At 32.5% G+C, this 13,300-nt stretch carries 12 protein-coding genes and 1 pseudogene; 6 read left to right on the forward strand and 7 right to left on the reverse strand.

Going from position 1 to position 13,300, the window contains the following annotated elements; all coding sequences use genetic code 11:
- The first annotated feature begins 34 nt into the window (after positions 1-34).
- Positions 35-595: a GNAT family N-acetyltransferase gene (locus AC3WVZ_RS12345; RefSeq protein WP_000337118.1), complete on the forward strand. Its 561-nt coding sequence runs from the start codon at positions 35-37 to the stop codon at positions 593-595.
- A gap of 290 nt (positions 596-885) precedes the next feature.
- On the opposite strand, the gene AC3WVZ_RS12350 is transcribed toward AC3WVZ_RS12345, so the two are convergent.
- On the reverse strand, positions 886-1,830 hold the full coding sequence (locus AC3WVZ_RS12350) for a helix-turn-helix transcriptional regulator (RefSeq protein WP_063245509.1): 945 nt from the start codon (positions 1,828-1,830) through the stop codon (positions 886-888).
- Positions 1,831-1,919: 89 nt separating this feature from the next.
- Here AC3WVZ_RS12350 and AC3WVZ_RS12355 point away from each other — a divergent pair, with 89 nt between their 5' ends.
- On the forward strand, positions 1,920-2,357 hold the full coding sequence (locus AC3WVZ_RS12355) for a hypothetical protein (protein WP_233936419.1): 438 nt from the start codon (positions 1,920-1,922) through the stop codon (positions 2,355-2,357).
- Between the two features lie 467 nt (positions 2,358-2,824).
- Here the strand turns inward: AC3WVZ_RS12355 and AC3WVZ_RS12360 are convergent, their stop codons facing one another.
- Entirely contained in the window at positions 2,825-4,900 is a 2,076-nt protein-coding gene (locus AC3WVZ_RS12360; RefSeq protein WP_173600656.1) for a HelD family protein, read from the reverse strand.
- 320 nt (positions 4,901-5,220) lie between these two features.
- On the opposite strand from AC3WVZ_RS12360, the pseudogene AC3WVZ_RS12365 reads away from it, so the two are divergent.
- Positions 5,221-6,052, forward strand: a pseudogene (locus AC3WVZ_RS12365) (CPBP family glutamic-type intramembrane protease).
- A gap of 54 nt (positions 6,053-6,106) precedes the next feature.
- Here AC3WVZ_RS12365 and AC3WVZ_RS12370 read toward each other — a convergent pair.
- A complete protein-coding gene (locus AC3WVZ_RS12370) occupies positions 6,107-6,487 on the reverse strand; it encodes a gamma-glutamylcyclotransferase family protein (protein ID WP_075677138.1) in 381 nt (126 codons plus the stop codon).
- 25 nt (positions 6,488-6,512) lie between these two features.
- On the reverse strand, positions 6,513-8,630 hold the full coding sequence (recQ, locus tag AC3WVZ_RS12375) for a DNA helicase RecQ (protein WP_000494261.1): 2,118 nt from the start codon (positions 8,628-8,630) through the stop codon (positions 6,513-6,515).
- A gap of 1,111 nt (positions 8,631-9,741) precedes the next feature.
- Here recQ and AC3WVZ_RS12380 point away from each other — a divergent pair.
- From AC3WVZ_RS12380 to AC3WVZ_RS12390, 3 genes are all read left to right on the forward strand, one after another.
- On the forward strand, positions 9,742-10,365 hold the full coding sequence (locus AC3WVZ_RS12380; protein WP_000287728.1) for a hypothetical protein: 624 nt from the start codon (positions 9,742-9,744) through the stop codon (positions 10,363-10,365).
- 174 nt (positions 10,366-10,539) lie between these two features.
- The gene (locus AC3WVZ_RS12385) at positions 10,540-10,896 is read left to right on the forward strand and encodes a hypothetical protein (RefSeq protein WP_000606231.1); all 357 of its coding nucleotides are present in this window, start codon (positions 10,540-10,542) and stop codon (positions 10,894-10,896) included.
- Between the two features lie 134 nt (positions 10,897-11,030).
- Positions 11,031-11,483: a hypothetical protein gene (locus AC3WVZ_RS12390; RefSeq protein WP_233936420.1), complete on the forward strand. Its 453-nt coding sequence runs from the start codon at positions 11,031-11,033 to the stop codon at positions 11,481-11,483.
- On the opposite strand, the gene AC3WVZ_RS12395 is transcribed toward AC3WVZ_RS12390, so the two are convergent.
- The 3 genes from AC3WVZ_RS12395 to AC3WVZ_RS12405 all read right to left on the reverse strand — a co-directional run bounded on the left by AC3WVZ_RS12395 (position 11,484) and on the right by AC3WVZ_RS12405 (position 13,295).
- The gene (locus AC3WVZ_RS12395; RefSeq protein ID WP_000503004.1) at positions 11,484-11,657 is read right to left on the reverse strand and encodes a hypothetical protein; all 174 of its coding nucleotides are present in this window, start codon (positions 11,655-11,657) and stop codon (positions 11,484-11,486) included. It lies immediately after the preceding gene.
- A 217-nt stretch (positions 11,658-11,874) separates the two neighbouring features.
- Positions 11,875-12,705, reverse strand: coding sequence for a GH25 family lysozyme (locus tag AC3WVZ_RS12400; RefSeq protein ID WP_000540616.1), 831 nt, complete (start codon positions 12,703-12,705; stop codon positions 11,875-11,877).
- 443 nt (positions 12,706-13,148) lie between these two features.
- Positions 13,149-13,295 carry an N-acetylmuramoyl-L-alanine amidase C-terminal domain-containing protein gene (locus AC3WVZ_RS12405; protein WP_341351908.1) on the reverse strand — a complete coding sequence of 49 codons (147 nt, stop codon included), beginning with the start codon at positions 13,293-13,295 and terminating at the stop codon, positions 13,149-13,151.
- Between the last annotated feature and the right edge of the window lie 5 nt (positions 13,296-13,300).

The raw sequence follows: 13,300 nt of genomic DNA on the forward strand, positions 1-13,300 counted from the left end.
TTGAAAATTTTAATTAATTATATTCCGAAAGGGTGTGTGTAGTATCTTATCAACTAATGTTTTTACTTATAAATCTAAGGATGGAAAAACAGTAATAATTAGAGAAGCTAAAGAACAGGATGCAGAAAGAATACTAGATTCTGCTTCAAAAGCTTTAATAAACGCTCCATACATGCTAAGTACGGTTGAGGATGTAAAAAAGGTACGTATCGATGCTATTCAAAAAACGTTAAAAGCTTATCATGAAAATCCAAATTATGTACAGTTTATTGCTGAAGTTGATGGTAAGTTAGTCGGTGCAATAGATTTTAAGAACGGAAACAAAGAAAAAATTAGTCATCAAGGGGCTTTTGCGATGACCATACTACCTGAATATCGAAATTATGGTATTGGAAGAGCTCTTCTAGAAACGTTAATCAATTGGGCTAAAAATAACAGTAAGATTGAAAAAGTTTGTCTTGAGGTAATGGAAGATAATCTAGGTGCAATCCAGTTATATAAGAATCTAGGCTTCTTTGAAGAGGGTAGAAAAGCAAAGGGTGTAAAATTGGATGATAGCTATCAAAATTTAATATTAATGGCTTTATTCGTTTAAAATTGAACATTATTTAAATGTAGTGTAGTGCTTTGATAAAAAAGGATAAATCTTTTACAAAAAATATCCCCTACTTTCTAAACCACGAGTAGAGGATTATGGCGTTTTAATAGACTTAGGAAGATAGATACAATTCGTTGCTAAAAGGACCATCATCCGTTGTGGATTTGAAATAAAGTTTGATCATTTTTTATCTATTTTATGCCACAATCGCACCCTTTAGTTGAATAAAGGAACAATTATCTATGAAGTGATCCTTTCTAGTAGTATAAAATTAAATGCAAATTAAGCTAAAAGTTATTATATTTCGTTATCACTGATTTAGCCCTTTCAATAAGCTTATTTTTTATGAAATCAGGTTCTATTATTTCTGCTTCTTGTCCAATATTCCAAAGTAGTTCAACATAAAACCACTCTTCTGAAGGGTTAATATTCTTTGTTATTTTCGCGGTTCCATCTGAATTGTATTCCATATTATCTCTTAACCATGATATGCTCTCAGCTTTTCTTTTTCCCTCTTTGCTTAAACTCACTTCGAGCTTTATGAGATTAGATTCACACTCAGAATACAGCCATTCTTTAACATTCAAATGGACATTAGTGGAATGAGAAGCAGAATTAATAATTGTTTTTTTTATTCGATCTACCCTGAAAAGCCTTATGCCTCTTCTCATTCTACAGTAAGCGGGACAATACCAATACCCGTTATATACGTATAAGCCCATAGGTTCTATCTCTCTATAGATTTCATCTTCAGTTGTTTCATATAAGATATTAACAGTTTTCTCTTCTACAGATGCATCATAAAGGTTTCTTAGCACCGTTTTATCTACTTTAATATTTGGTTGCCACATCAAGATTTTGTCTCTAGTATTCTCAATTGTATCGGAAGTTTCCTGAGGAATCATATTGAACAGTTTATTTAGAATTACTTTATATGAAGTAGAAAAAGGAGTGGCGCCAACATATTGCATGGCATCTATTGCAAAAAATAAAGCTATTATTTCATCCTCACTAAACCAAATAGGAGGGATCATTTTATTTTTTAGTGTACTAAACCCTCCATTTCTACCTCTTTCTGAATAGACTGGAAAGTAAATTTCACTTAGCTCCTGTATATCTCGGAGGATTGTTCTCTCTGAGACTCCTTCGGATTTAGCAAGTTCCTTTGCAGTAATGGAATTATTATTGTTTAATGCCAGCATAATTCTAATGATACGTTTAGTTTTAGACATTTAATCACCTTTTTCATAAAATATGACAAAATCTGTCTTATTTATATTATAAGCTAATTTTAAACTAAGTGAAGGAGGCTAATGCAAAAATGAATACCATCGAATATATTACTGAAACGAAAGAAGTATTATTTTCACGTAAAAACTTAAAAAATGAAGAGCTATCTGCGAGATTAATAACTGATTACATTGTAAGTAATGGTGTAGTTTACGAGAATATAGGCTCTTGGGTTGATGATGTAGTGAGAATTAAACTTAAAAAGTTGGAGGAAGAAACAACTTACCTAACTCAATCAAAGAAATACAACTTTAGATGTGTTGAATACCGAAAATATGAAGATGACCCATCGCAAAGAGAGGTGCTTCATGTTCTTGAGAAAGAAAGTACTTCTGACTTACTACCTCATCTTTTAATTTTTAATCCTTCTCTACAGGCGAGGCCATTAAAAAGATGTGCATCAGAAATAGATGAAGATTGGGAAATATTTGTTGTATATTATTTAGATGATTGTGAATGTGAAAAATAAAGTGTATGCTAAAGAGCCTACTTTCTCGATATTGAGAAAAGGCTTTTATTTTTTAGAACTCACATTTAAAAATAAATGTACATTAGTTCTCATTAAATTATATATTAATCATTCTCTTTATTCATTATTATTTATTCTACAGCTATAAATTAAAGACTTAAATTAGTAGCATGTAGTCTATTAAAAAGTACATTCTTTTTTAAAGCACTACAGAAACAACTTTATATTTTTAGGTGTAGTGAAGTATCTTATATCGAAAATTAAATAACTATGTTTTAACCCCACCCTAAATTTAGAGCGGGGTTATACTTGTTTTTGGTTTTAAAATTAAATAACTTTATTGTTATTTTACACGTCTACTATTTCAATATAAAAAAGAGGATTTTCATACAGTACTAGAAAATCCTCTTTTTATATTTATCCCACATTAGCTTGCAGTAAAACTCCCCACTGATTATAGTTTTACTTTATTTTAATCCTTTAATTAAAGGTGACGCTTCCCCACTATAGAAAATCCATAAGTCATGAAGTGATCTCGTACATCCGACATATAGTAATTTTGCATCATGTTTTGTGTTTTTGTAATGTTCTTCATCCACATCAATTAAAAGCACCGCATCAAATTCTAAACCTTTCGCTAAATAGACAGGTACTACTGATATACCACCTTCATATTTACTTTGGTTTGCTTCAATTACGTTGACCGTTAATCCTGCATTTGTTAATTTCACATATATATCACGGCATTCATCTTCTGTTCTTCCGATTACCGCAATTGTTTTCACATCTGCATTTTGCAAATGTTTTACCGTCTTCACAATTTCAGTAAATTGATTTTCTGCATGAATTACTTTCACATCTTCTCCACTGCGGAAGACTGGTGTTGCGAGTCCTACTGGGATTTCTGCATTTTTAATTATTTCATTTGCAAATTCAATAATTTCTTTTGTAGAACGATAACTTCTTGTCAATTCATAATAACCGGTTTCTTGGAATACTTCCTTAAAAGCATTCCAATCTTCAATTCCTTGGTAATCATAAATCGCTTGCGATAAATCACCTAATATAGTGAAAGAATTACCTAATGTAATTTCTTTTAATACATAAACTTGGAAAGGCGAAAAATCTTGCGCTTCATCAATAACAACGTGATGAAACTTCTGCCCGATTTCAATCCCTGTTATACGATGATGTATGTATATTAAAGCTGGTAAATCTTCTACATACACTTCTTTTTTACGACAACTCTTTTCTGTTTCTTTAACAAGTTCTTCAGGTAATGCCTCAAGTATTTCTTTACTTTTTACTATTGAACTATACAGTGAAAGAGCACTCATTTTCGGCCAAAACTTCATATATGCGTTCAGTCTCTTAGTCGCTTCTTTTTTTAGTAATTTTTTCTCGTTTGTTTCCCCGAATTTTTTAAGCTCAATTTCAATCCAGCGCTTCATTCGTCCTACTAATCGTTCTCTTCTTTTCTGTAAAGGATAATGTTTATATTCAACTTGCATCCATTTTTTAATATCTTCTACTGGAATAATCGCTCTATCCCACGCCTCAAAATCTTTTGTCGGAACTAACTCATTTTCAAATTGGATCATTCTCTCTTGAATAAACGTCTTAAATTCCAACGTACCCTTTAATTTACCTAGCATTACCTTCTTTTCATCACGATTAATTGAAAATGCTTCTTTCAATTTTTCTTCTGTCTGCTTTAGTTTCACTGAATCATCTAACGTACGTAATGCCCAATCCGGAAACGTTGTTTGATTAATATTCCCTACACCTAATTCAGGAAGTACACTCGAAATATAGTCTAAAAACAGACTATTCGGCGCAAATACGATCATTCTTTCTGCTTCTAGTTGTTCACGATATTCATAAATTAAAAAAGCAAGGCGATGTAAAGCAATTGTTGTCTTTCCACTCCCTGCAACCCCTTGAATAAGTAATGGTAAATTTCTTTCCGCTCGAATAATATCATTTTGTTCCGATTGAATCGTTGAAACAATATCCTTTAGCTTATTATCTTTATTCTCACCTAATCGATATAGAAGAAAATCATCGGCATGCGATACATCTTCATTTCCTTTTACATATGTATCAACAACACGTTCAAGTTCTCTTTTTCGAATGGAAATGTTTCGTTTTAAATACACATCACCTTCTACTAACCCATCTGGTGATTGATAAAATGCTAATTCGTCTCCACCGGTAAATGAATAAAACATACTTGCGACAGGTGCCCGCCAATCGATAATGATTGGCTTCATCGTGTCCATATCCGAAACCCCTACTTTTCCGATATAAATCAGCATAACTTCTTCTTTTCCATCTTCCTGAAAATCTAACCTTCCAAAGTACGGCTCTTGCACACCAATACGTAAGTTTTGTCTATTAGACTCCCTCATACTTTCAAGAATTTGCTCTTTAAAATCTTCTCCATAATAAACTGGGATTTTTTCAAGCTTATCCAATTGCTCATCCATCGTATGTAAAGTATCCTTCATTTTTTGTAACTCATCTTCAAATATGTTGCTCATTTCGACGATTCCCTTCTGTCCGTTCTAATTTTTCAGTCGAAGTATCATTGTATTAAAAATCCAATCATAAAGTCAATAGTTTCTATTTAAATTTTCCGAAAAAACTTACTTTTCATCTTTCTAATTTAAAAAGAATATGCAACATCTAAATCACACAAATACACATATAGTATAATGATGCATGCAAAAGATACTACTTTCTATTTGTCTCCTATTTAATTTATCTATTAAAAAACATTGTAAAAATTAAAGAATTTAATCAATGGGCGTTTTACTGCCCATAAATAGTCGGATAAATAAAAGTAAAGGAGGCTCTTCAAATGAATGTCGCGAAAAAGAAATCACTAAAGTTATATTTACTTATTTTTGTATTCACTGTTTTGGCCAGTGGATGGATTGGGGTATTTCTAGATTCTCTTCTAACAAATCAACCTGAAGGAAACACTTTAGGTATGGGATTATGGCTAATATTACCTTTCCTCGTAAGCATTTTACTTAGAGTTATTAGCCGAGATTGGAATGATTTTGGCATCAAACCAAATTTGAAAGGAAACTTTATATGGTATTTCACTGCACTACTTATTTATCCATTCGTTACAGTAATAACGATAAGCATATCGCTCATTTTTGGAGTAGCTCATATTTCTAGTTTTGATATATCCACGTTATTGTCACTCATAGTCATGTCTTCTATTGGTAACTTTATTAAAAACATTTTTGAAGAGTTTTCTTGGCGCGGTTATTTAACTCCAAAGTTGATTGAACTAAATCTAAACGATTGGTACATTTATATTATTTCTGGTTTCATTTGGGCACTTTGGCATGCTGCATATTATATAGTCTTTTTGCCAAATGAATATTTTGAATCTATCTCAAGATTAAATATGCTTTTATCTGGCTGTATCCTTATGGTTTGTTGGTCAATTATGTATGTTGAAATATATAGACTTACAAAATCCGTCTGGCCATGCGATTGAGGATGCTGTTCCTACTGTTTTAGTTACCATAACAGGGATTATTACCCTTACAAACAGTAGTGATTTTTGGTTAAATCCTATTAGCGGGGTCGCTGCTACTGTTTTATTTCTCGGAATTGGAATCGTACTAAGAACTATAAGAATAAAAAGAGAACGACAATTATTCACACAATAAAAAGCAGATAATGAATTCGTCATTATCTGCTTTCCAATTTTTAAAACTACCTTATTATATTTTTTGATACATAAGCCAGTCACCAGAGTCTATCACTTTCTTTAACATCTTTTTATCTTGAGCGATATACACATATGCCTCAATTTCCCTATCAGCAACATATACTGTTTGCGTGATTCGATCATATAAATCAGTCTCCGCATTACCTGTATATTCTTCTAGTTCATCTAACTTACACAATATCTCATCATTTACTACATAAACTTCTCCATACACCTGTTCTTCAATCGAATAAGTCATGGCCGGATATCCTTCGTTCGTATCAAATAATTTGCCATATGTCCAAGCTCTGTCTGCGATGCATGTTGCACCTAGCATATAATGAGCATTCATTTGTCCTCTTCTTAACGTGCCATAAACGAAAACATGATACATAAATTCTTATCCCCTTTATATGCCTCTACTTTCTTATTTGTAAATAAGCACGAATCATAAAGTAACTCACTTCATTCGGAAGCTGTTCTTTAATAGATTTCAGACCACCATCTGCATTTTGAACGGCAGTTTCAATAAGAGATTCATACTCTGCTGGAACAAAGCTTTTCCAATCTACTTCCATTCCATCCTCATAGCAGCGAATTAAATGGTTCTCGATTGTTTGTCTTGATAAGTTACGTTCTTTTGCAATCTCATTCAAATCAATACCTTGTTTATACATTTCATACGTTTCTAAATGAGAATTTGCGGACGCTTTTCCTGACTTTTTACGCTCTGAAACTACTTCTGTCTTAATCGTTTCAGCATAATTTGGATTTTCCTCAATAAAATGCTGAACTGCTTGTAAGAAGTGCGAGCCATATTTCACAAGTTTGTGTTCTCCGATACCTTTTACCGTCAACAATTCGGAATCACTTTGCGGCATTTTTACACACATATCTTTTAATGTTTGGTCAGAGAAAATAACGAACGGAGGTACACCTTCTCCTTGTGCAATTTCTTTACGTACTTCACGAAGCACTTCAAATAAAGGATGGTCTTGAACAATTTGTCTTGTCTCTACTCGTTCTTTTCGTAAAACATTCTCTTTACCAAGTAATACTTCTTTCCCTTTTTCAGTTACTTTTAACGTCGGATAAGTGCCATGCTCAACTGCAATTAACTCGTCTGAAATTAAAAACTCAATAAACTCACTGACCTCTTTTACACTACGGTTCGATAAAAGCCCATACGTTGGTAAAGTATGAAAATTAAATTCAATAACTTTCTTATTCTTCGACCCAGTTAATACTTGCGCTATCATTTGCTTTCCAAAGCGTTGGTTCGTTCTAATCATGCATGATAAAACCATTTGTGATTCCCTTGTCACATCGATGCTCTCGCGATTGTCTGTACAATTACCACAGCGTCCACAATCTTCTTTCGGTTCTTCTCCAAAGTATTGCAAAATGAATGATTGTAAACATTGTTCTGTATGACAGTAATCGGTCATATTTTGCAATTTTTCAAGTTCATTTGAAAAACGTGATTCTCCAGTTGATTGATCAATTAAAAAACGCTGTACTTGTACATCTTGAGAAGAATATAACAATATACATGTACTATCTAATCCGTCACGACCAGCACGTCCTGCTTCTTGATAGTAACTTTCCATATTTTTTGGAAGCTGATAATGAATTACGTAACGAATATTCGATTTATCAATACCCATCCCGAATGCAGATGTTGCTACCATTACACTTACTTCATCTCGTAAAAAGAGTTCTTGTTGCTCATTGCGATCAATATCACTCATACCAGCGTGATATTTTGATACAGAAACTCCTGCCTTCATTAAATCTTCATATAACTGATCGACTACTTTTCTAGTAGCTGCATATATAATCCCAGATTCCTTTTGATTTTGACGAATATAATCCGCCAAATATGCATTTCGATCTTGCCCTTTAATAACAGAAAACGATAAGTTCTCACGCTCAAACGTTGTCATAATTGTATTTTCTTTATTAATTTCAAGTGTATTACAAATATCATCACGTACTTGCGGTGTTGCTGTTGCTGTTAATGCTAATACGAGCGGCTTTTCTGGAAGATAATCTAATATGCGATGTATATGTAAATAACTTGGACGGAAATCATGTCCCCACTGTGAAATACAGTGTGCTTCATCAATCGCAATCATAGGGATTTTCATATCGATAAGTTGGTCAACAAACTCCATCGAATCAAGACGCTCAGGCGCGACATAAAGTAATTTGTAATGTCCTTGTTTCGCTAATTGAATTCGCTGATTTGCTTCAGCAATAGAAATAGAACTATTAATATATGTAGCTGAAATGCCATTCTGTACCAATGTATCTACTTGATCCTTCATAAGTGATATTAAAGGAGATATAACCAACGTCGTGCCTTCAAACACTAATGCCGGAATTTGATAACAAATTGACTTACCGCCACCCGTTGGCATAATACAAACTGTATCTTTCCCATCTAGTACATTTTTAATTGTTTCATCTTGTCCTCTTCGAAACGAAGAATAACCAAAGTAGGACGCTAAAAGTTCTTGTGCTTTAGTAAACAAAAAAGAGTCACCTGCTTTTCTTTATCTTTCATCTACTTCTATTATATCAAGCACTTATGCGACTTGAAAGGGATGGATAAACGCTTATTGTTTTTTCATTATTCTATATTTAATATGAATTAGCATCCGTGTTATATATGTTTTACAACATTTATAACGTAAATCCAGTACACAAGAAGAAAGAGTTTCAATTTAAATGTTCATTTTATTTCCCTTTCTTGAATACTACTAATCGTATACATATAAATTCAGGAGGTTACTATATGAAGCATTGTAATATGAGTTCCATCACAGCGAAAACGAAAACACAAAAACTCCAATTCTCAAATAATGAAGCGTGGAAATATGAATCATACTATAAGTACCAGCCATTACTCTCTTATAAAAAGCTTTTACATTTTCTTTCTCAACTTTTTAGACGTTAATATATGCGCAAAAAATGTATCATTCACAGAATTTTTCTCAATATTAAATGTATAGACTTACTAGAATTCAGTTGTTACCATATATAATAATCTGTTGGATAAACCCCTTAAGTTGACCTGCTTATATTAGCAGGTCTTTTTCATGATTACATACTTCTGTGTACCTCGATCTCACTTCCAAGTCTTTTCTCCATTTTATAACCATATTTAACTCCCAACAATTCATGATAATCATGAATTGTTGGGAGTTAAATTGTTCACATATAATTATGCAATTCTTCTTTCTCAATACACAAAAGACATTTTACTTGTTACTATAAAAGTACTCCAGATGAGTTTTTTGCTCATCGACATTATCTAGTTATTGGGGCCTGCCGCGGGAAGCAGGTCCCTTTTACTGTATGAAGGTCCTAATTTCATTTGGACACATTTACCAGGATTTTTCAAAAGAATTTTATGATAACATTACGTAGTCGAGTCCGACATCTCGGCAATACCCTTTTGAGGGTCTGTAACTTCCCTTGCAGACCCTCTTTTACTTTATATTCAATTTATTCATATATACCACAACATCATTCATTGAATTTCTCCATTTCAAATTCCCTAAAAATAATCTAGGACACGTAACTAAAAATAAATCTTCATCATACTTTGAGTTATACATGTTCAAAGGAGTGTTACTATTTATGTATTCTTATTGGCAATCGTATTACTCCCCCTACCATAACCCTTATGTAAACTATGATTTATCCGTACGGAACTACCGAATTAGTAAAAATGAGAATTTTTTAAAAGGGTATATGCGTTCTTTATGGGAACAACACGTCGCTTGGACGAGATTGGCTATTATAAGTATAGTCTTTAATTTACCAGATGTTAACGTTACTGTTGGACGACTTCTACAAAACGCAACACATATGGGACTATCACTTGAACCATTTTACGGTGAGGATGCAGTGAAAAAATATAGTGCATTAATTAAAGATCACTTAGTAATTGCAGCGGATCTTGTTAAAGCCGCAAAAGCTGGTAATCAAAATGCAGCGGCCGCTATAGAGAAAAAATGGTACGCTAATGGTGATGAAATTATTGAATTTCTTAACAGTATCAACCCATATATAGATAAAGAAGAATTTAGAAAAATGTTTTATGAACATTTAGCACTAACGAAAGCAGAAGCACTTGCCTTCCTAAATAAAGATTATGAAGCAGGAGTAAAACTTTACGATAAAATTGAAAAAGAAGCATTAGAAATGGCCGACATGATAACAAACGCAATCGTAAAACAATTCCCGCAAGTATTTCAATAAAGTGAAACTTTAATCAGAGTAGGTATTACTACTAAGTAATACTTGATAAAAATAAGTCGGTTTCCAAACATAAATCGGCTTATTTAGTTTTCTCTCCATGATATTTCACCTCCTTTACATTTAGCTTATATCGATATATTTTATTAATATCCGTTTTTTATAGGAGGAAATAGTTTGATTAACGCGATTGGTCTCGTTTTTATACTTACAAATAAACACGAGAAAAAAAAGAAAGTTTACTTAAATGAAAAATTTGCACTAATAGATATTATTGATTCTAAAGAAGTATTTGATGATGAAGGGAATCCTTTAGTAGAACTAACATGTAAATACAGTATATATTTAGATGAAAAATATTACTGTAAATCTCTCGATGATTATACCGGACAAGTATTTCCTTTCTTAAGTGCAAAAATAGGAAAAGGTCTTCTAAGAAACTTAAACTACTACTTTTCTTACGTTGATGCCTATGATAAGAAACCACCAGTTAAAGAAATAAGACCACTTATGAAACAAGTAACGAACAGATAGCCAAAAATACAAAAAAAGAAAGCATCTAACTCTGGATGTTTTCTTTTTTATTGAAAACTCATTAACTTTCATCCTCTTCTAAAAGTATGTATCCAAGCATATTTTAAATTAAAAACATTGGAGGATTAGAGTGAATGAGATACTCAGAAACAATTATAAGCAAACGACTTCGAATACTTAAAATGACGGGTATGTTTTTCCTGCTAGTGTTAATAGCAGGGATTGGCTATACAAAATTACTTTATGAAAACGGCTTTCTTCAAGAAAAAAAGAATTCAGTAGAAGTAATGAACACTAGCATTACAGGAGAAATAGAGCAGCTTTTTCATATAAACTTGCAAGGTTATCGAAAAACAAGCCTTGATGCTGTTATAGAAGCAAGCAAAACCGATCCAAGTGAACTATCCCTAATTGAACTGGTCAACAAATCCTGCTCGCGAGATTGCATAGGCGAACCAGTAACATATGTAAACTCAAACAATGGATATATCTTTTATAAGGAATCTAATGGAACTAATGTAGCTATAACGGTTAAAAAGAAAGACACATGGGTAATTGTAAAGAAATCTGTTCAAGATGGAATATAATCACCCAAAAAAAGAGTACGTATCGTACTCTTTTTTATTATTAATACCCTTCCTCTTCATGAATACAATGGCATTTCGGTTTTGTTTTACAATGACATTTTTCACACTCACATTTCGGTTTCTCTTTGCAACAACATTCGTGAAAATCATTGCGTTTACATCTACATCTCCCAAACATTAAATTATCCCAAAATGTATTACAATTTCGGGAATGCCCACAATGACAAGTATTCCCCATGAATCTGCTTCCTCCTTAATAGAATTCATCATATTCTATGTTTGAAAGTATACAAAGGCTTGTTTATTAGTCTATTTTCTCCATATTATAAGTAGAGTTAAAAGATTACATAAAAATAAAAAACCGTCACATGACGGCTTTTTATTTAGCAAACTACTCTTTTGTATAAAAATATTTAATTCCTTTCGTATCTAACCAAGCAGTTGCTTTGTCCAGTTCGTTCCCTTGACGATAATCTGTTTCGAAATACACAAGCCCTTGATTATCTCCACGAGATATTATTTTAGAAGTATATCCAAGCTTATCCATCATTTGAATCATGTCAGGAATTAAATTTACACCAAATTCATAAGTAACTACTTTGTTATATTTATTCACTATAATTCCAACCCCTTCTTGTTTTTTTATCGGCTCAACAATTTGATTTGTAAACCAAGCTAACGGCTTATTTCCAATCAGCTTATTTAAATCACATTTGCCGATACCAGCCACATTGCCTGTTTCTGTGTATTGCCAAATATCACATGGATATGCCGGTTTGTTACCACCATAACGAGGAATCCATACAAAATCAGAATTGACATTTGCCATTCCAAATGGAGCATACATATGATGAGCAATATATAAACCAGCCTTCTTAGCTCCTAATCTGCGTAATTCATCAATAAAAGCTTGTGTACCTGCTCTCATATCGTTCATTGTTCTTACTTCTACGTCAGCTACCCAAACTGTTGCATTTTTATCACCACGGTTCCAAAAGTCTCTTGCTTCTATCCGTGCATCCTCTACTGAAACGAAACGACAGAACGCATAATTACCAAACGGAATATTTCTTGCTTTCATTGCTTGTACATAATTTTTATATAAAGGATCTACATAATTTGAACCATCTTGCACACGTGCAATTACAAAATCTAATTGTGGTGCTGCGATATCCCAGTTAATGTCGCCATTCCATTTCGAAATATCTACAATATAACCCATTATTTAACATCTCCTTTTTCATTATTATATTCAAAGCTTGTTTTTTTGCTATTATCAACTAATAAATAGTATGAGAGGTATTATATTATTGGGTAATAATTTAAAATTCGGCTTATGTATTGAGAAAACAAAATATTATTACGGGTTGAATAAGTAAAGGTTTACAAAACTCTAAACTATATAAAGTGAAACTATAATTAGTAGGAGGCTACGAGCAGTGGAATTCCCACCTAATTTCTTAGCTTCATCCGAATTTTGAGGTGAGAATTTTACTACCCACAAATAGCTTGATAAATAAAACCACCTTTCTGACAGGTGGTTTTGTGTACTAATTTACATATACATTGTCCATATTTTTATAGTTACATAATTATTGGTTACTTAATATACTTGTTAACTAAATATAAGACAATTTTTAGTTTTTAATCAAACTAATTTTCATTTTATCTCACGTACTCATAGTACCATTTTCGTGCATCTAACCAAGCTGTAAATTTATCGATATTTCCAGACGGATAGCCATTCGTTATAGCATAACCAATGCCATCTTTCTGAACGACAATTTGTCCATCAATACCCGCATCTACCATAGCTT

It is taken from the genome of Bacillus sp. CPT56D-587-MTF (assembly GCF_058792335.1).

Excerpts from the sequence above, each read along its gene's own strand:
- AC3WVZ_RS12390 (WP_233936420.1), top strand. The coding sequence starts at position 11,031 with ATGAGATACTCAGAAACAATTATAAGCAAACGACTTCGAATACTTAAA.
- AC3WVZ_RS12355 (WP_233936419.1), top strand. The coding sequence starts at position 1,920 with ATGAATACCATCGAATATATTACTGAAACGAAAGAAGTATTATTTTCA.
- AC3WVZ_RS12380 (WP_000287728.1), top strand. The coding sequence starts at position 9,742 with ATGTATTCTTATTGGCAATCGTATTACTCCCCCTACCATAACCCTTAT.
- AC3WVZ_RS12360 (WP_173600656.1), bottom strand. The coding sequence starts at position 4,900 with ATGAGCAACATATTTGAAGATGAGTTACAAAAAATGAAGGATACTTTA.
- AC3WVZ_RS12350 (WP_063245509.1), bottom strand. The coding sequence starts at position 1,830 with ATGTCTAAAACTAAACGTATCATTAGAATTATGCTGGCATTAAACAAT.
- AC3WVZ_RS12400 (WP_000540616.1), bottom strand. The coding sequence starts at position 12,705 with ATGGGTTATATTGTAGATATTTCGAAATGGAATGGCGACATTAACTGG.
- AC3WVZ_RS12370 (WP_075677138.1), bottom strand. The coding sequence starts at position 6,487 with ATGTATCATGTTTTCGTTTATGGCACGTTAAGAAGAGGACAAATGAAT.
- AC3WVZ_RS12405 (WP_341351908.1), bottom strand. The coding sequence starts at position 13,295 with ATGGTAGATGCGGGTATTGATGGACAAATTGTCGTTCAGAAAGATGGC.